The 15,936-nt window shown below is 66.9% G+C and carries 17 protein-coding genes; 10 read left to right on the top strand and 7 right to left on the bottom strand.

Features of this window, described 5'->3' with window-relative positions:
* Window positions 1-50 precede the first annotated feature (50 nt).
* Window positions 51-554: a hypothetical protein gene (locus O0J15_RS07665; protein WP_111098770.1), complete on the top strand. Its 504-nt coding sequence runs from the start codon at window positions 51-53 to the stop codon at window positions 552-554.
* A 74-nt stretch (window positions 555-628) separates the two neighbouring features.
* On the opposite strand, the gene O0J15_RS07670 is transcribed toward O0J15_RS07665, so the two are convergent.
* The 3 genes from O0J15_RS07670 to O0J15_RS07680 form a co-directional block, all read right to left on the bottom strand.
* Window positions 629-1,021 carry a DUF488 family protein gene (locus O0J15_RS07670; protein ID WP_308305423.1) on the bottom strand — a complete coding sequence of 131 codons (393 nt, stop codon included), beginning with the start codon at window positions 1,019-1,021 and terminating at the stop codon, window positions 629-631.
* Window positions 1,022-1,142: 121 nt separating this feature from the next.
* Complete coding sequence (locus O0J15_RS07675) at window positions 1,143-1,937, bottom strand: hypothetical protein (protein ID WP_019662018.1); 795 nt, start codon at window positions 1,935-1,937, stop codon at window positions 1,143-1,145.
* Between the two features lie 164 nt (window positions 1,938-2,101).
* Window positions 2,102-3,358, bottom strand: a complete 1,257-nt coding sequence (locus O0J15_RS07680; protein WP_308305424.1) for a 6-phosphofructokinase — start codon at window positions 3,356-3,358, stop codon at window positions 2,102-2,104.
* Between the two features lie 136 nt (window positions 3,359-3,494).
* Here O0J15_RS07680 and O0J15_RS07685 point away from each other — a divergent pair, with 136 nt between their 5' ends.
* The 3 genes from O0J15_RS07685 to O0J15_RS07695 all read left to right on the top strand — a co-directional run bounded on the left by O0J15_RS07685 (window position 3,495) and on the right by O0J15_RS07695 (window position 6,329).
* Window positions 3,495-4,058, top strand: a complete 564-nt coding sequence (locus O0J15_RS07685; RefSeq protein ID WP_019662016.1) for an adenylate kinase — start codon at window positions 3,495-3,497, stop codon at window positions 4,056-4,058.
* A gap of 331 nt (window positions 4,059-4,389) precedes the next feature.
* A complete protein-coding gene (gene mpl / locus O0J15_RS07690; RefSeq protein ID WP_308305425.1) occupies window positions 4,390-5,754 on the top strand; it encodes a UDP-N-acetylmuramate:L-alanyl-gamma-D-glutamyl-meso-diaminopimelate ligase in 1,365 nt (454 codons plus the stop codon).
* Window positions 5,751-6,329, top strand: a complete 579-nt coding sequence (locus O0J15_RS07695) for an LON peptidase substrate-binding domain-containing protein (protein ID WP_021203629.1) — start codon at window positions 5,751-5,753, stop codon at window positions 6,327-6,329. Before mpl ends, O0J15_RS07695 begins: the two co-directional genes overlap by 4 nt.
* Before the next feature lie 176 nt (window positions 6,330-6,505).
* Here the strand turns inward: O0J15_RS07695 and O0J15_RS07700 are convergent, their stop codons facing one another.
* On the bottom strand, window positions 6,506-8,503 hold the full coding sequence (locus O0J15_RS07700) for a bifunctional DedA family/phosphatase PAP2 family protein (protein WP_111098765.1): 1,998 nt from the start codon (window positions 8,501-8,503) through the stop codon (window positions 6,506-6,508).
* Between the two features lie 85 nt (window positions 8,504-8,588).
* Here O0J15_RS07700 and O0J15_RS07705 point away from each other — a divergent pair, with 85 nt between their 5' ends.
* Both O0J15_RS07705 and O0J15_RS07710 read left to right on the top strand, forming a co-directional pair.
* A complete protein-coding gene (locus O0J15_RS07705) occupies window positions 8,589-9,251 on the top strand; it encodes a serine/threonine-protein kinase (protein WP_308305427.1) in 663 nt (220 codons plus the stop codon).
* A complete protein-coding gene (locus tag O0J15_RS07710; protein ID WP_308305428.1) occupies window positions 9,248-9,754 on the top strand; it encodes a DUF2867 domain-containing protein in 507 nt (168 codons plus the stop codon). Before O0J15_RS07705 ends, O0J15_RS07710 begins: the two co-directional genes overlap by 4 nt.
* 51 nt (window positions 9,755-9,805) lie before the next feature.
* On the opposite strand, the gene O0J15_RS07715 is transcribed toward O0J15_RS07710, so the two are convergent.
* Window positions 9,806-10,489, bottom strand: a complete 684-nt coding sequence (locus tag O0J15_RS07715; protein ID WP_021203633.1) for a hypothetical protein — start codon at window positions 10,487-10,489, stop codon at window positions 9,806-9,808.
* Window positions 10,490-10,597: 108 nt separating this feature from the next.
* On the opposite strand from O0J15_RS07715, the gene O0J15_RS07720 reads away from it, so the two are divergent.
* A complete protein-coding gene (locus tag O0J15_RS07720; RefSeq protein ID WP_058983483.1) occupies window positions 10,598-11,416 on the top strand; it encodes an NAD(P)-dependent oxidoreductase in 819 nt (272 codons plus the stop codon).
* Between the two features lie 83 nt (window positions 11,417-11,499).
* Window positions 11,500-12,456 (top strand): DUF3829 domain-containing protein, encoded by a 957-nt coding sequence (locus tag O0J15_RS07725; RefSeq protein WP_167692776.1) that lies wholly within the window; start codon window positions 11,500-11,502, stop codon window positions 12,454-12,456.
* A gap of 43 nt (window positions 12,457-12,499) precedes the next feature.
* Here O0J15_RS07725 and O0J15_RS07730 read toward each other — a convergent pair whose 3' ends face one another.
* Window positions 12,500-13,372, bottom strand: a complete 873-nt coding sequence (locus O0J15_RS07730; RefSeq protein WP_134731317.1) for an ion transporter — start codon at window positions 13,370-13,372, stop codon at window positions 12,500-12,502.
* A 63-nt stretch (window positions 13,373-13,435) separates the two neighbouring features.
* Between O0J15_RS07730 and O0J15_RS07735 the strand changes: the two genes are divergently transcribed.
* Window positions 13,436-14,662 (top strand): acetylornithine transaminase, encoded by a 1,227-nt coding sequence (locus tag O0J15_RS07735; protein ID WP_134731315.1) that lies wholly within the window; start codon window positions 13,436-13,438, stop codon window positions 14,660-14,662.
* Between the two features lie 93 nt (window positions 14,663-14,755).
* Here the strand turns inward: O0J15_RS07735 and O0J15_RS07740 are convergent, their stop codons facing one another.
* Window positions 14,756-15,358 (bottom strand): HAD-IA family hydrolase, encoded by a 603-nt coding sequence (locus tag O0J15_RS07740; RefSeq protein WP_308305430.1) that lies wholly within the window; start codon window positions 15,356-15,358, stop codon window positions 14,756-14,758.
* Window positions 15,359-15,481: 123 nt separating this feature from the next.
* On the opposite strand from O0J15_RS07740, the gene azu reads away from it, so the two are divergent.
* Complete coding sequence (azu, locus tag O0J15_RS07745; protein ID WP_021203640.1) at window positions 15,482-15,931, top strand: azurin; 450 nt, start codon at window positions 15,482-15,484, stop codon at window positions 15,929-15,931.
* Window positions 15,932-15,936 lie beyond the last annotated feature (5 nt).

The following is a 15,936-nucleotide window of genomic DNA, read 5'->3' on the forward strand; positions in this document are numbered from 1 at the left end:
CGTTAAGCCAGTCTCTGCAAGCCTGCGCACAGTCCCGTAGGAGATCCCACATGCGCCTGTCCCTGTTGATGCTTGCCGCCCTGGTCCCGTCCGTGCCGGCATTCGCCGCGGAAACCCCGGAACTGCAGCGTGCCGTGGGCGTGCCCCAGGCGGTGGGTGCGGTGCATACATTGCGCCAGATCCCCGAGGCCTGCGCGCGGCTGGAAGGTGTGTTCACCGGCGACGCCGCCGCGCCCTACCGCTTCTCCGCCGTGCGTACCAGCGAACAGTGCCAGCCACGCGCGCGCTTCGTCGATTACACCAAGGCGCAGCCAAGTGCGGACAAGGGCTGGAAACTCAACGATGTGATCCGCGTGCCGAGCGCGGCGTGCCCGGCCCAACAGGCAGTGGTGCGGGTGTGGCGCCTGCCGTCGAGCAACAAGGTCGAGCTGGACGGCCAGGGCCAGTCGCGCATCTATCTGGAAGAGGCGAAGAAGCAGGCCGCGGCCGGCCAGATTCCGCAGGTGACGATGTTTGCCGCGCAGCTGCAGATGGAAGGCAAGGCCTGTAATTGATACAGGTGGGTGCCGACCGTTGGTCGGCACCGATGCCGCATCCACGCATGGCGTGGATCTACTGCGGCGCGCCATCATTCTCCGGCCAGCGTCGCCCCGCGCGCCACCAGCAGCTCGCGAAGCGCCTTGCGGTGGCAGTGCGCCTCATCCTCGCAGTAGCACCCCACGCTGAGGTCGCTGTGCTGCGACATCGCAGCCAGCAGGTCCAGCGCGTGGGCCGCATCCGGGGACTTCATCTCAGCCTTGTAGTGGCGGAAGAACGCGTTCCAGTCGGCGGCCGTTTTCGCCTCGTGCGCCTGCTTCACCAGTGCCGCGCTGGGTGACAGGGTCGGGAACCAGACGTCGTACCAGTCCTGCCGGGCGAACTCGCTGTGCGGCACGCCGCGCGGCGGGCGCCGCACGGTACCGATACGCAGCCCCTCGCCGGGTTGGCGTGGCGTTCCCAGTCGAACAACGCGCAAGGCCATGATGATCTCCAGGCGGGGCGTCCATCATCCTGCGATGCTCGTGCGCCAGGCGTGAACCGCTGTGGAAAGGAAAATGCCCGGGCGCCTGCGCACCCGGGCATTTTCCCCATGCCTGCAGCAATCAGTTGCCGCGGCAGTCCTTCAGCCACAACACGCGTCCCACCTGGTCATAGCTGTCGACCACGCCGGTCAGCGTCACTTTCTCGCGCGGGCGCAGGGCCAGCGCATACGCGGCCTGGTTGGCTGCGAACGAGCAGGAAATGGCCACGCGCTCAAAGTCGATGCTGCCATCGCTGGGCAGGTCGAAGCTGGTGTTGTAGGTGCCGCCACTGCGCAGCACGGTGGTGATGCGACCGGTGATGGCGTAGGTCTTGCCCTTGTAGCGCGGCTCGATCGCGGCCGGGTTGTCCTTGTTCTGGTTGCGCAGCTGGAAGCCAAAGCGGTCGGCGGCGATCGTTACCACCGACGCCTGCGGAGTGGCCTTGGCCGCCTGTTCGCCAGCCTTGCCCGGCTTGACCTGGTTGAGCAGCTTGCACATTTCTTCGCGCACGCCATCGGCCGAGGCAATGGCGCCCTTGTTGACCTTCACCACCATGCCGACGGTACCCTGGCCGCCTTCGGAGGTGGCACTGATGATCATCGGGATCGGCTTGTGGGCCAACGATTCCGGCTCTTCGATCAGCATCGAGCCGCCTTCCACGTCCTCGCTGAGGACGTCCATGTTGGCGTTCTTGGCGATCACCCGCATCTGGCCGATGGCACTGGCCACGGTCAGGTCCGGATGGGTGACCGATGAAGTGAAGGTCGTGCCGACGAAGGGGTTGCCCTTCTTCTGGAAGTTGCTTTCGCAGGTCGCAGCGAAGGCGGGTGCGGCGGCACCGCACAGCAGCGCGGCGATCAGGATCGGGTGCTTCATGGTTACAGTCCTTGTGAAATGGCAGCACAGGCCCGGGCCACGTGGCCGGGCAGCGTCGAATCTGGCTTGCGGCGGCCCCTTTGCCCCGGGCCGGAGCCCGATTGTGGGGCGCTTCGGTGGTCTCCGCAATGCGCCCTGTGCTCCGCACAGGGCGCAGGTGCACCTCAGCCTTCGAAGGCCGGCAGCTTCTGCTTCACCGCCACGTTCTTCAGTGTGACGTACTTCGGCAGGCCATCGGTGCCATACGGAAGCGGCGCTTCGCCCTTGATCAGCGGCGACAGGTAGGCGCGCGCCTTGGCGGTGATGCCGAAGCCGTCGCGGCGGATGAAGCCGGCGGGCATCTTCTTTTCATGGTTGGCAATCTTCGACAGCGGCGCCGCTTCGATCTTCCAGCGGTAGGGCGCGTCGCCGCTGCGCACGATCACCGGCATCACGCCGTTCTGGCCCTTGAGCGCCAGCTGCACCGCAGCCTTGCCGACCGCCTGCGCCTGCTCCCAGTCGGTCCTGCTGGCCAGGTGGCGGGCCGAGCGCTGCAGGTAATCGGGCTGGGCCCAATGCACCTTCAGGCCCAGCTGGTCCTTGACCCGGCCGGCCAGGTGCGCGGCCACGCCGCCCAGCTGCGCGTGCCCGAATGAATCCTTGCCGCCGCCGGCGTCGGCAACGAAGCGGCCATCGGCGGTGGCGATGCCTTCCGACGCCACCACCACGCAGTAGCCGACGCGCTCGACCACGGCCTTGACCTTGGCCAGGAACGCCGCCTCGTCATAGGCGCGTTCGGGCAGCAGGATGATGTGCGGCGCCTCGTCATCGCCGTTGCCGGCCAAGCCGGCGGCCGCGGCCAGCCAGCCGGCGTGGCGGCCCATGGCCTCGTAGATGAAAACGCGGGTGGAGGTCTCGGCCATCGCCGCCACGTCCAGCGCCGCTTCGCGCACCGAGACGGCGGTGTACTTGGCCGCCGAGCCGAAACCGGGGCAGGTGTCGGTCACTGCCAGGTCGTTGTCGATGGTCTTGGGCACGCCGATGCAGGTCAGGTCGTAGCCGGAGGCCTTGGCCAGCTGCGAAACCTTCAGCGCGGTGTCGGCCGAGTCGTTGCCACCGTTGTAGAGGAACCAGCGCACGTCATGCGCGCGCAGCACCTCCAGCAGCCGGTCGTAGCGGGCGCGGTCGGCGTCCAGCGATTTCAGCTTGACCCGGCACGAGCCGAAGGCGCCGCCCGGGGTATGGGCCAGCGAGCGGATCGCGGCCGCGCTCTCCCTGCTGGTGTCGATCAGTTCCTCGCGCAGGGCACCGAGGATGCCGTTGCGGGCGGCCAGGACCTTGATGCCCTTGGCCCGCGCCTGCTCGATCACCGCCGCCGCCGTGGCGTTGATGACCGCAGTAACACCGCCGGACTGGGCGTAGAGGAGGGTACCGTTGCGCATGCGTCTACCTGCTCGGGGGAAAGGACATTGCAGGGACATTACCCGGATGCGGTAAAGTGGCGCTATTGCGGTGCAGCGATACCGGCCCGTCCGGGACGCGAACCTTCTTTGTTTTCAACACGTTGGAGTCAGGTCAATGCGATTGGTTCTGTTGGGACCGCCCGGTTCGGGCAAGGGGACACAGGCGACGCGCCTGAAGGAAAAGCTGGGGATCGCCCACATTTCGACCGGTGACATGCTGCGCGCGGAAATCGCCGCGGGCACGGAACTGGGCAAGCAGGCCAAGACGGTGATGGATGCCGGCAACCTGGTGTCGGACGACATCCTGCTGGGCATGCTGGAGTCGCGCCTGACCCAGGCTGATGTCGCCAAGGGCTTCATCCTCGATGGCTACCCGCGCAATGTGGCCCAGGCCAATGCGATGGACGGCCTGCTGGCCAAGATCGGCCAGCCGCTGGACGCGGTGGTGCAGCTGGACGTGCCCACCGAACTGCTGGTGGACCGCATCGCCGGCCGCGCCAAGGAGCAGGGCCGCGCCGATGACAACCCGGAAGCGGTGCGCCAGCGCCTGCAGGTCTACAACGAGCAGACCGCCCCGGTGGTGGACTTTTACGCTGGCCGCGGCACCCTGGCCCGGGTTGACGGCGTCGGTGAGCTGGACGAGATCGAAGCCCGCATCCTGGCGGCGATCAACGCCTGACCCGGCGGGGCCGGCGTGCTGCCGGGCGCACGGGTGCAGAAAAAAACACAGGCCTGGTCCGTGAGGATCAGGCCTGTGTCGTTTGATAGGCGCCAGCAGAGGGCTTGCTCAGGGCCCCGCAGCATGAGCTCCCTTGGGGATGGCCTCTTGGGGAGTAGGACCGGTTCGGGTACTGCGGCTGGCAGTTCGAATTGTGTCCGGGTTCACAGAACATCGCTATCGGGATTTCCCTGACAGATGATTGGAGTTTCCTCACATCCTGTGTAGGACTTGTCTTACCCCGGATCGGACATTGGCCCTATACAGCCGTCATCGGTCACAATCCTCGGTCATGAGCAGCGTACATATCCTTGCAATTGCCGGCACCTTCATGGGCGGCGTGGCCGCCCTGGCGCGGGAACTGGGCCATACGGTCAGCGGCAGTGACCAGGCCATCTATCCGCCGATGTCCACCCAGCTCGAGCAGCTGGGTATCACCCTGGACCAGGGCTACCGCGCCGACAGCGTGCCACCGGGCACCGACGAGGTGGTGATCGGTAACGCACTCTCGCGCGGCAATGCCGCCGTTGAGGCCGTGCTCGACGCCGGCCAGCGCTATATCTCCGGTGCGCAGTGGCTGTCCGAGCAGGTGCTGCCGGGCCGCGACACGCTGGCCGTGGCCGGCACCCACGGCAAGACCACCACCACCACCATCCTCACCTGGCTGCTGGAAAGTGCCGGTCGTTCTCCCGGTTTCCTGATCGGCGGCGTGGCCGAGGATTTCGGCGTCTCCGCCCGCCTGGGCCAGGGCCGTGAGTTCGTGGTCGAGGCCGACGAGTACGACACCGCGTTCTTCGACAAGCGCAGCAAGTTCGTGCACTACCGGCCGCTGGTGGCCATCCTCAACAACCTCGAATACGACCACGCCGACATCTTCCCGGACGTGGCCGCGATCCAGCGCCAGTTCCATCACCTGGTGCGCACGGTGCCGGCGCGTGGCCGACTGATCGTCAATGGCGAGGATCAGCATCTGGCCGAAGTGCTGGCGATGGGCTGCTGGACCCCGGTTGAGCGTTTCGGATTCGATCCGTCGCTGGAATGGCATGCCGAGCTGCTGGCTGCCGATGGCAGCGCGTTCCGCGTGCATCACCGCGGGCAGGCACTGGGTGATGTGCAGTGGTCGTTGCTGGGCCGCCACAACGTGCTCAACGGCCTGGCGGCGCTGGCAGCCGCACATGCGGTGGGTGTTGCGCCGGCCGAGGTGATCCCGGCGCTGGCGCGCTTCCGCAGCGTCAAGCGCCGCATGGAAGTGATCGGCAGCCATGAGGGCATCACCGTCTACGACGATTTCGCCCACCACCCGACCGCAATCGCCACCACGCTGGAAGGGCTGCGCGCCAAGGTGGGCGATGCGCGCATCGTGGTCGCGATGGAGCCGCGCAGCAATTCGATGCGGCTGGGCGCACACGCGCAGGCGCTGGCACCCTCGCTGGCGCTGGCCGATGAAGTGGTGTTCCTGCATCGCCCGGAACTGGCCTGGGATGCCGCTGCGGTGATCGCCGCAGTGCGCGGCCAAGCGCACGCGGTGCCCGATACCGACGCGCTGCTGGCGCAATTGCAGGCCAGCGCGCGCAGGGGTGACCACGTGGTGTTCATGTCCAACGGTGGCTTCGACGGCGCACCGCGCCGCTTCCTTGCCGCGCTGCAGGCCCGATGAGCGTCGACGGTTCACTGCCGCTGTTTCCGCTGCACACCACGCTGGTACCAGGTGCAGCGGTGGGCCTGCGCGTGTTCGAACGCCGTTACCTGGACCTGGTCCGCGACAGCGGCCGCAGTGGTGAGGGCTTCGGTGTCTGCCTGATCCTGGATGGCCAGGAAGTGGGAGCCCCGGCAACGCCGGCCGCCTACGGCGTGCAGGTGCGCATCGAAGACTTCGATGTTGGCGCCGACGGCGTGCTGCAGTTGCGCCTGCGCGGCACCCGCCGTTTCCATGTCGAGCGCACGCGCGTGCGTGACAACGGGCTGGTGGTAGCCGACGTGCGCTGGTGCGATGAAGACCCAGACGACGAACTGCGGCCGCAGCATGCCCTGCTGGCCACGGTGCTGGGGCACATCATCGAACAGGCCGGCGAGGCCTATGCACCGGCCAACCCGGCGTTGCTGGACCAGGCCAGCTGGGTCGGCTGGCGGCTGGCCGAGCTGCTGCCGCTGAGCGAGCAGCAGCGGTTGCAGCTGCTGCAGTTGGACGACCCGCACCAGCGTTTGCAGCAGTTGCTGGGCTGGATGCCGTAACAGCCTGCCCCGGGTGGTGTGCGCCCTGGTGCACACGCTGGGGTATGCGGGGAATGCCATCCACGCATGGCGTGGATCTACAGTAGAGCCGAGCCTATGCTCGGCTTGATGGTTCCCGCGAAGAGCAGCCGAGCATGGGCTCGGCTCTACAGTGGGTGGCTGCGTGCCGGTGCCGGTCAGGGCGTGGTGGTCTTCAACCGCAGCACCGGCAACCCGGTTTCGCTGTGCACATCCTCGCGCTGCGGCAGGTCCTGCACGGCGTCCTTCACCGCGTTCAATGCCGGGTCGACGCCGCGCAGTGGATGCCACATGCCGATCCATTCGAAATGGCGCTGGTAGCGCAGGGTCTGCGCACTGCCCAGCCACAGTGGCGTATTGCCCGGCTGCAACTGTGCAGGGGCTGGCCACAGGCGCAGTACGTAGCGCTCATCGCGATGTGCACCCTGGCGCACCATCAACAGCGCTTCCACGCGGGTGTCCAGCGTCGCCGGCAGCACCGGCAGGTCATCGGCGCCGGTGTTCTTGTCCAGCATCAGCAGCGCCTGCTGCCAGCCGGCCTGCTCCTGTCGCTTCCAGCCGCGCGCTTCCAGTTGCGCCTGCAGCGGTGCCAACGGACCGGCCACCTGCACGTCCAGCGGCCAGCGCTGGTCGTCGTCGAACTCGTTGCGGCGCGCCGGCAGCGTGGCCCAGTCGTGCTGCCACCAGGCCTGCGTGTCCATTGCCTGCGGGGCCGGCAGGGTCGGCTCGAAGCGTTCCAGCTTCACCGGGATGTTGCGCGGTGCGTACCACATCGCGGCGACGGCGAACACGCCGTAGAACAGCCACGCCACCGGCTTCACCCAGAACGAGCGGTTGAAGCGGCGGCGGTAGGCGATGCCCAGCACCAGCAGCCAGAACGTGCCGAACAGCATGCCGCCGATCACGTCGCTCAGCCAATGCGCACCCAGGTACAGGCGCGAGAAGCCGATCAGGCTGACCACGATGCCCGACACCAGGTACGGCCAGACGCGGGTGCGGCCGGGCATCTCACGCGCGATCAACACTGCGAAGAAGCCGAAGGTGATGGTGGCCATGGTCACCGACACCGAAGGGAAGCCGAAGCCGCTGCTGGCGTCGACCGGGCGCACCACATCCACGGTGGCACCCAGCAGCATGGTCAGCGCCAGGCCGAAGGCGAGGGCGGCCAGCCAGTGGGCGGCCGCCATCCAGCGCCGGCGCCAGATCAGGTAGCCCATCGCTGCAGCGGTGGCCGGCAGTAGTACCTGCCAGGCGCCCAGCGACGCCAGCGCGGCCATCGGGTAATCGGCCAGCGGGTTACGCAGCGCCAGCATGGCCTGGTGCACCAGCAGGTCGATCGCCAGCGGCTCGCCGTGCGCGACCACCACGGTCAACAATGCGAACCAGCCCCAGCCCAGTACCAGCAGCATCAACGCCAGCATCGCCAGCGGCACCGATTCACGGCGCTTGGGATCAAGCACGCCGACGGTATAGCGGCCCAGCGTGGGGTGGCGGTTGGACCAGTCCAGCAGGCGTGCCAACCAGTTGTCCATGCGCGCGGCCGACCAGCGGTAGCCGTACAGCACGATGGCCCAGACCAGGCCGAGGATCACCGCCAGCAGGCCGACCACCACCACCAGCCGACCGGCCACCGCCGCCACCGCGTCATAGGCCTCGCCAAGAATCCAGCCGGGGGCCAGGAACAGGACCGCCCATGAAATGCTGGCGATACCACTGGCCTGTACATAGCGGCTGGCTGGCATCTTCATCATGCCCGCGATGGCGGGCACGAATGGCCGGATCGCGCCGACGTAGCGTGCCACCAGGATGCTCTTGAAGGCATTGCGGCGGAACAGGTTTTCGCCGCGGTCGAGCAGCTGCGGGTAACGGCTGAACGGCCACACGCCGCGCAGGCGGTCGCCCCAGCGGCGGCCGATCCAGTAACTGATGCCATCGCCGGCAAACGCACCCAATGCCGCAGCCGCCACCGCGTACGGCCCGGAGATCTGGCCCAGGCCGATGAACACGCCCACCGCGAACAGCAGTGGCAGCGCCGGCACGATGGCGCCAAGAATGATGACCGCATCGCAGAAGGCGATGAGGAAGATAACGGCGCCCGCCAGCACGGGGTGAGCGGCAATCCACGCGAGCGTGGCGTCGATCCATGAAGAGTCCATTGCCCGATTATAGGGGCGTGAAGGTGACTGGTTCCCAGCCGCTTGGTGACCGTTTGCAACCAGTGCCATCGCCTAGAATGGGCCCATGCCGCATACGCCCGACGCTCAACCGCATGCTTTGAAGGCCGACAGCTTCGGCCGGATCCTCCTTGTGAAAGGGCCCGATGGTCCCTTTGTGCGCCGTGATCTTGGTGCCACGCCGCTGTGGTTGCGGCTGCCTGCATGGTGGCTGGCCCGCCGCGAGGCCCGCGCGCTGCAGCACATTCACGGCATGGCCGATGTGCCGCAGCTGCTGGCCTGGAATGGCCATCACCTGGATCGCAGCTTCATGGCCGGCGACGCCATGTACCAGCGCCCACCGCGCGGCGACCTGGCCTGGTTCCGTTCCGCGCGCCGGCTGCTGCAGCAGCTGCATCGCAACGGCGTGGCCCACAACGATCTGGCCAAGGAGGCCAACTGGCTGGTCACTGAAGATGGACGGCCGGCGCTGATCGACTTCCAGCTGGCGGTGATCGGCAACCCGCGCTCGCGCTGGATGCGGCTGCTTGCGCGCGAGGACCTGCGCCACCTGCTCAAGCACAAGCGCATGTACTGCCGTGAATCGCTCACCCCGGTGGAGAAGCGCGTGCTCAAGCGCACCTCGTGGGTGCGCGAACTGTGGTTTGCTACCGGCAAGCCGGTCTACCGCTTCGTCACCCGCCGCATCCTGCATTGGGAAGACAACGAAGGGCAGGGGCCAAAGCCGTGAGCCGTGTGCAGGTGTTGACCAGCCCGCCGAGTGTGGGCAGCGTCTTGCACCCACAGCTGGCTGGCGCCGACTTCGTGCACGCCTGCCAGGCGACGACCCGTCGCGATGGGCGCTCGGCCCTGCAGGCCTACCGCGACATGGCCGCGACCATTCCCGGCTGGTTCGATGGGCTGATGGCGCTGCGCAACCACGGCATGCGCCTGCTGGGCATGAAGCATCTGGGTTCGTTGCGTGCAGTGCAGGTTGTTGAAGATCCTCAACCCGGCCAGCGGCTGGGCATCTTCACCCTGCAGTCGATGGATGACGATGCCATCGTGCTGGAAGACGACGACCGCCATCTTCGCGTGCAGCTGGCGCTGCAGTGGCAGGGCGACGTGCTGGAAGTGGCGACCGTGGTGCATACGCATAACGCCTTCGGGCGCACGTACATGCTGCCGGTTGCGCCGGTGCACCGGTTGATCGTGCCGCATCTGCTGAAGAAGCAGGTGCAGGCATACCGGTGATTCGACACTGCGCTCGCCGGGCCATGCCCGGCGAGACGCGGCGTTTCCGGGTTACGGCGTTGCCGGCACGACCTGCTGGCCGATGAAGTTGCGCTTGGCGTCGAAGTCGTAGGCGATCTGCAACTGACCGACATCCGGGCAGGCGTGGCAGTCGCGCAGCGGTGTGCGGTACAGCAGGCGGATGCCACCATTCTCCAACGGCGAGGCGCCGGCCGACTGCGCCGGTGCGAACGGCGTGGCTTGCGGGTTGGCCTTCAGCAGTTCCTGCACAGTGGGGTCGGCACGCAAGGTGTCGTCCAACTGCACGGCATCCACATCGATGCGCTTGCCGCTGGCATCGACCAGGCGGGTACCTTCATTGGTGTTGGCGCGGAACGGATACTCGACCGTGGCAATGCCCAGTCCTTCGTTCTCGTGCCACGCGGTCACATAGGCCAACTCACCGCCGGTGGACAACTGCTCGGCGGCGGTGATGGCCTCGGCACTGGCGCCACCGGCGCGCATCGCGTCGCGAAGGCAATCCCGGGTGGCCGCGTTCTCGCCCTGGCGGCAGGCGTTGAGGTCGCCATCCCAGACCACCGCCTCGCTCCAGCGCATCTTGCCGTCGGCGGCGGCCTTCTCCGCGCTGGGCGTGTCACCGGCGGGTGGCTCCTTGCCGGGTTCCGGCGAACGGCCCTGGCAGGCAGTCAGCAGGGCAAGCCCCAAGGCAGGCAGCAACAGGCGGGAACGGCGCATGGCGTGTACCTCGTGCGTTGTCTGGAGGCCCGAGTATCGTCAAGGGCGGGTGAACTCCGCGTCGGCGCGGCATACTAGCGGCTCATTGCATACGCTGGAGTGCGGAACGTGGGCAGTCTGCAGGGCAAAACGCTTTTCATCACCGGTGCCTCGCGTGGCATCGGCCTGGCCATCGCACTGCGCGCCGCGCGCGACGGGGCCAACGTGGCGATCGCGGCCAAGTCGTCGGTGCCGAATCCGAAGCTGCCGGGCACCATCCACACCGCCGCCGAAGCGGTGACGGCTGCAGGCGGGCAGGGCCTGGCGCTGAAGTGCGACATCCGGGAGGAAGAGCAGGTGCAGGCGGCGGTGGCGGCCACGGTCGACACCTTCGGTGGCATCGACATCCTGATCAACAACGCCAGCGCGATCTGGTTGCGCGGCACGCTGGATACGCCGATGAAGCGTTTCGACCTGATGCAGCAGGTCAATTCGCGCGGCAGCTTCCTGTGCGCGCAGGCCTGCCTGCCGTACCTGCTGCAGGCGCCGAACCCGCACATCCTGACCCTGGCGCCGCCGCCGAGCCTGGAGCCGAAGTGGTGGGGCGCACATACCGGCTACACGCTGGCGAAGATGGGCATGAGCTTCGTCACCCTGGGCCTGGCCGCGGAATTCGGCCCGCAGGGCGTGGCGGTGAATGCGCTGTGGCCGCGCACCGTCATCGCCACCGATGCGATCAACATGATTCCGGGCGTGGATGCGGCTGGCTGCCGCACGCCACAGATCATGGCCGATGCCGCACACGCGGTGCTGGTGCGCGAAGCGGCCGGCTTCCATGGCCAGTTCCTGATCGACGATGACGTGCTGGCACAGGCGGGTATCACCGATCTGTCCGGCTATGCGGTGGACCCGTCGCGCGCGCTGTTGCCGGATCTGTTCCTGGATTGAGCTGGTTCCTGAAACGGGGAAGCCCTCGTCAGGATAACGCTGGTGCCGTACTGTCCCTCCCCTGTACAACATGGATGTCCCGTATGAGTCATTCCGCCGCTTGTCGCCGTCTGCTGGTGTTTCCCGTCCTTTGTCTGCTGCTGTCGGCCTGCAGCGATGCGGGAGTCGGGTCTGGCTCTGGCTCTGGCTTGCGCGAACGCAAAGCCAGCGCCTATGCAAAGTGCCGAGATGCGATGGAACTGAGCGTTCGGGGGGGATTTGAACGATATACAAGCTGGATGAAGGACGCTGACGCGGGTCCGACGGGAACGGAGACAGCCCCGCGTGGACCGGGCTGGAGTGCCAATGACGTCGAGTACGACTGTGGCAACGCGGTGACGGAGGCATTGGAGCGGCAGCCCCCCGTCCCCTTCGACGCGGCAGCCCGGCAGTACCATCAGGCGCTGCTGGCCTTGCAGGCCGTCGCTGAGCCTGTTGATCGTTATTATCGTCGTGAAGAATTCCGTCGTGACGGCGGCGCGGGCATGCGCCGCCAGCATGCTGCCCTGATGCAGGCTTACGCGAGGTACTTTGCAGCGAACGAAGTGCTGGATGCTGCCCTGCATCAGCACGACCTTGCCTACCGCGCTGAGTTGCTGGCGAGGATGGAGGGATATCAGGGAAGGTCCACGGACTATTACGCACTACGTTTCGTGGGTGAAGGCCGTGATCTGGTGCGCTCGCTGCGGGGGCCGACGCCAGACCTGGTAGCTGCACGCAACCAACTGCAGCAGTATCAGACCATGCTCCAGCAAGCGCAGAGCAGTGGCATCGGCAATGATGTGGCGGCGTGGCGCCTGTTCGAGCTTTCCGCCGATACCTTGGTCAGTGAAGCCTGGCATCGTGTCGAGCGATTGGAAAAGGGCCAGCCGATTGTCGAGCAGGATCCGGCGGTGCTGTTGCCTGGTATGCGGCCCAGGGTGTATGCGTCCCCTGGCGCCCTGTCGCGACTGAACGATGCCTATGGTGACCTGGCTGCGGCAAGCGGTCGCCTTCCCTGATCCCATTCCCGGGACCATGGTCCACGCACCTGGCATGCTGGCCTCAGCTGTTGAACGTTTCGGGAAGGATCCCACCGCACTTGCGGCAGTGCCGCGCATCCGGTTCATGCCCCTCCAGCCCGCAATGCGGGCAGCCGCGGGCATCACGGCGCGCGGCCAGTTCGGCCTCGCGCATGGTGCTGGCCAGTTCGGCGGTGTAGATGCCGGTGGGCACGGCGATGATGCTGTAGCCGATCAGGATCAGCACCGAGGTGACGAAGCGGCCGAGCACGGTCTGGGGCACGATATCGCCGAAGCCGACCGTGGCCATGGTCACCACCGCCCAGTACATGCTGGCCGGGATGTTGGTGAAGCCGTGTTCGGGGCCCTCGATCACGTACATCAGCGCACCGGCGATGATGGTGATGGTGATCACCGTGAACAGGAACACCAGCACCTTGCGCCGGCTGCGCCACAGTGACGTCATCAGGACGCCGCTTTCCTCGATGTAGCGGGTCAGCTTGAGGATGCGGAACACCCGCAGGATGCGCAGCGCGCGCACCACCAGCAGGCTCTGCGCACCCGGGATGAACATCGACAGGTAGGCGGGCAGGATCGACAGCAGGTCGATGATGCCCCAGATGCTCACCGCGTAACGCAGCGGGCGCCTGACAACCGCCAGGCGCAGCAGGTACTCGGCGGTGAAGATGATCGTGAAGCCCCATTCCAGGATGTACAGGCCGGTGGACCATTCGGCATGCAGGTGCTGCACGCTGTCGATCATCACCACCAGGATGCTGGCGACGATCGCCACCACCAGGATCAGGTCGAAATTGCGCGAAGGGCGGGTGTCATGGCGGTAGATGATGTCGAACCACCGACGGCGCCAGCCGGTCTCGGTGGCGGGGTTGAGCTGGGGGGCGGAAAACGGTCGCATGGGCGCATTGTGCCGCAGGGGTTCCGGCGCGAGAATGGGCATTCCTGAACCCTGCCGACTGCCATGACCGCCGCGACCGATCCGCTGATTTCCCTTTCACACTACTACCTGCCGGTCTACAAGCCCCGCCAGGTGGTACTGGAGCGCGGCCAGGGCGCCCGCGTGTGGGACAGCCAGGGCCGTGAGTTCATCGATCTGGCCGCCGGCATCGCCGTGTGTGGCCTCGGCCACAACGATCCGGACCTGGTGGCCGCGCTGGTCGAGCAGGCCGGCAAGCTCTGGCACACCAGCAACGTGTTCTACAGCGCGCCGCCGCTGCACCTGGCCGAGGAGCTGGTCAAGGCCAGCCGCTTCGCCGAGCGCGTGTTCCTGTGCAATTCCGGCGCCGAAGCCAACGAAGTGGCGATCAAGATGGTCCGCAAGTGGGCCTCCAGCCAGGGGCGCCCGGCCGACAAGCGGGTGATCATCACCTTCCGCGGCAGCTTCCACGGTCGCACCCTTGGCGCAGTGACCGCTACTGCCCAGCCGAAGTACCAGGAAGGCTACGAGCCGCTGCCCGGTGGCTTCCGCTATATCGATTTCAACGATGAGGTGCAGCTGGAAACCGCGATGGCCGCCGGTGACGTGGCGGCGGTGATGCTGGAGCCGATCCAGGGCGAGGGCGGTGTGATGCCGGCCAAGTCCGGCTTCCTCAAGCGCGTGCGCGAACTGTGCGACCAGCACAACGCACTGCTGGTGCTGGACGAGATCCAGGCCGGCATGGGCCGCACCGGCACGCTGTTCGCGCACTGGCAGGACGAGGTGGTGCCGGACATGGTCACCCTGGCCAAGGCACTCGGTGGCGGCTTCCCGATCGGCGCGATGCTGGCCGGCCCGAAGGTGGCCGAAACCATGCAGTTCGGTGCGCACGGCACCACCTTCGGTGGCAACCCTCTGGCCGCTGCGGTCGCACGCGTTGCGCTGCGCAAGCTGGCCTCGGCGGAGATCGCCGCCAATGTCAGCCGCCAGTCGAAGGCGCTGCGCGACGGCTTTGCGCGCATCAACGAAGAATTCGGCGTGTTCAGCGACGTGCGTGGCCGCGGCCTGATGCTGGGCGCGGTGCTGGGCAAGGACTTCGCCGGCCAGGCCGGGGCGATCCTCGACCATGCCGCCGAGCAGGGCCTGCTGACCCTGCAGGCCGGCCCGGACGTGCTGCGCTTCGTGCCGTCGTTGAACATCACCGACGAAGAAGTGGCCGAAGGCCTGAAGCGCCTGCGCGCGGCGATTGCTGCGTTCATCGCCGCGCGCTGAAGCCTGCAGAGGCATCTGTAGAGCCGAGCCTACGCTCGGCTCATCGCGATGTCAGGCAACAGGAGCCGAGCATGGGCTCGGCTCTACAGCGCGTCATGCGATCCGATAGCGCTTCAACACCTTGCCCAATCCCCGGCCATCGCGCACGGTTTCCGCGTGCAGGCCGGCAGCGCGCGCGCCACGCACATTGGCGAACAGGTCATCGACGAACAGCGCGCGCGAAGGCGCCACGCCCAGCGCTTCCAGCGTGCGCAGGAACACCGCGGGCGCCGGTTTGCGCAGACCGAACTCCGCGCTGCAGAACACGCGGCCCTGCAGCGCAGGGAACAGTTCCGGTAGCAGGGTGGGCAATGCCTGCTGCATCAGGGCGCCGTTGTTGGTCAGCACCGCGATTGGCGGTTGCAGGGCCTGCAATCGTTGCAACACGGCCGCCTGAGGATGGCTGGCGGCCCGTCGCGCCGCGGTCCATGCAGCCACATCGACAGTCGTGCCCAGAAGCTCTCCCAGCTGTGCCAGATAGGCCGGGCCATCCAGCGTGCCATTGTCATGTGCCGCTTCCAGGCCGCTGTCATACAACGCGGCCTGCACGGCCTGCGTCGGAACCTGCAGTGCTTGGGCCAGGTGCAGCACGCGCTGCGCGCGCTGGTACTGCACCAGCACGCCATCCACATCCAGCAGCAACAGATCGATCCGCATCGGCCGAGCATGCCATTGCGATGAGTGCGCGGGAAACCCTGGAGCTGCCATGCGACAGACGGTCGCAGCCGGGCGGGCATAGGCCTGCCTAGAATGGCGCTCGAATCCGCAGGAGATGCAACGATGAAGGCTTGGGTGGTGGCAGTGGGACTGGGCGCGCTGATGCTGGCGCCGTCGGCGATGGCGCGGGTGTGTGCGGTGAGCATCGACAGCACCGACCAGATGAGCTTCAGCAGCCGCGAGATCAAGGTCGCCGCCGACTGCACCGCCGTAGACCTGACCCTGCGCCACACCGGCAAGCTGGCCGCTACCGCGATGGGCCACAACTGGGTGCTGACCCGCACTGCCGATTACCAGCCGGTGGCGATGGCGGGCATGCGCATGACGCTGGCTGACAGCTACCTGCCGAAGGCCGACAAGCGCGTGCTGGCGCACACCAAGGTGATCGGCGGTGGTGAGACCACGCGTGTGCGTTTCTCTACCCAGGGCCTGCAGAAGGGCGGTGACTACACCTTCTTCTGCTCGTTCCCCGGCCACTTCGCGATGATGAAGGGCAAATTCGTCTTCGGTTGAAAAAA

Source organism: Stenotrophomonas sp. Sm10 (genome assembly GCF_030985515.1).
GTDB classification, from domain to species: Bacteria; Pseudomonadota; Gammaproteobacteria; order Xanthomonadales; family Xanthomonadaceae; genus Stenotrophomonas; species Stenotrophomonas hibiscicola.

Bases quoted from the DNA above. Each gene is read 5' to 3' on its own strand.
- O0J15_RS07700 (WP_111098765.1), bottom strand. From the start codon at position 8,503: ATGGACTCTTCATGGATCGACGCCACGCTCGCGTGGATTGCCGCTCAC.
- O0J15_RS07685 (WP_019662016.1), top strand. From the start codon at position 3,495: ATGCGATTGGTTCTGTTGGGACCGCCCGGTTCGGGCAAGGGGACACAG.
- O0J15_RS07725 (WP_167692776.1), top strand. From the start codon at position 11,500: ATGAGTCATTCCGCCGCTTGTCGCCGTCTGCTGGTGTTTCCCGTCCTT.
- O0J15_RS07740 (WP_308305430.1), bottom strand. From the start codon at position 15,358: ATGCGGATCGATCTGTTGCTGCTGGATGTGGATGGCGTGCTGGTGCAG.
- O0J15_RS07715 (WP_021203633.1), bottom strand. From the start codon at position 10,489: ATGCGCCGTTCCCGCCTGTTGCTGCCTGCCTTGGGGCTTGCCCTGCTG.
- O0J15_RS07705 (WP_308305427.1), top strand. From the start codon at position 8,589: ATGCCGCATACGCCCGACGCTCAACCGCATGCTTTGAAGGCCGACAGC.
- O0J15_RS07670 (WP_308305423.1), bottom strand. From the start codon at position 1,021: ATGGCCTTGCGCGTTGTTCGACTGGGAACGCCACGCCAACCCGGCGAG.
- azu (WP_021203640.1), top strand. From the start codon at position 15,482: ATGAAGGCTTGGGTGGTGGCAGTGGGACTGGGCGCGCTGATGCTGGCG.
- mpl (WP_308305425.1), top strand. From the start codon at position 4,390: ATGAGCAGCGTACATATCCTTGCAATTGCCGGCACCTTCATGGGCGGC.
- O0J15_RS07680 (WP_308305424.1), bottom strand. From the start codon at position 3,358: ATGCGCAACGGTACCCTCCTCTACGCCCAGTCCGGCGGTGTTACTGCG.
- O0J15_RS07735 (WP_134731315.1), top strand. From the start codon at position 13,436: ATGACCGCCGCGACCGATCCGCTGATTTCCCTTTCACACTACTACCTG.
- O0J15_RS07730 (WP_134731317.1), bottom strand. From the start codon at position 13,372: ATGCGACCGTTTTCCGCCCCCCAGCTCAACCCCGCCACCGAGACCGGC.
- O0J15_RS07675 (WP_019662018.1), bottom strand. From the start codon at position 1,937: ATGAAGCACCCGATCCTGATCGCCGCGCTGCTGTGCGGTGCCGCCGCA.
- O0J15_RS07695 (WP_021203629.1), top strand. From the start codon at position 5,751: ATGAGCGTCGACGGTTCACTGCCGCTGTTTCCGCTGCACACCACGCTG.
- O0J15_RS07665 (WP_111098770.1), top strand. From the start codon at position 51: ATGCGCCTGTCCCTGTTGATGCTTGCCGCCCTGGTCCCGTCCGTGCCG.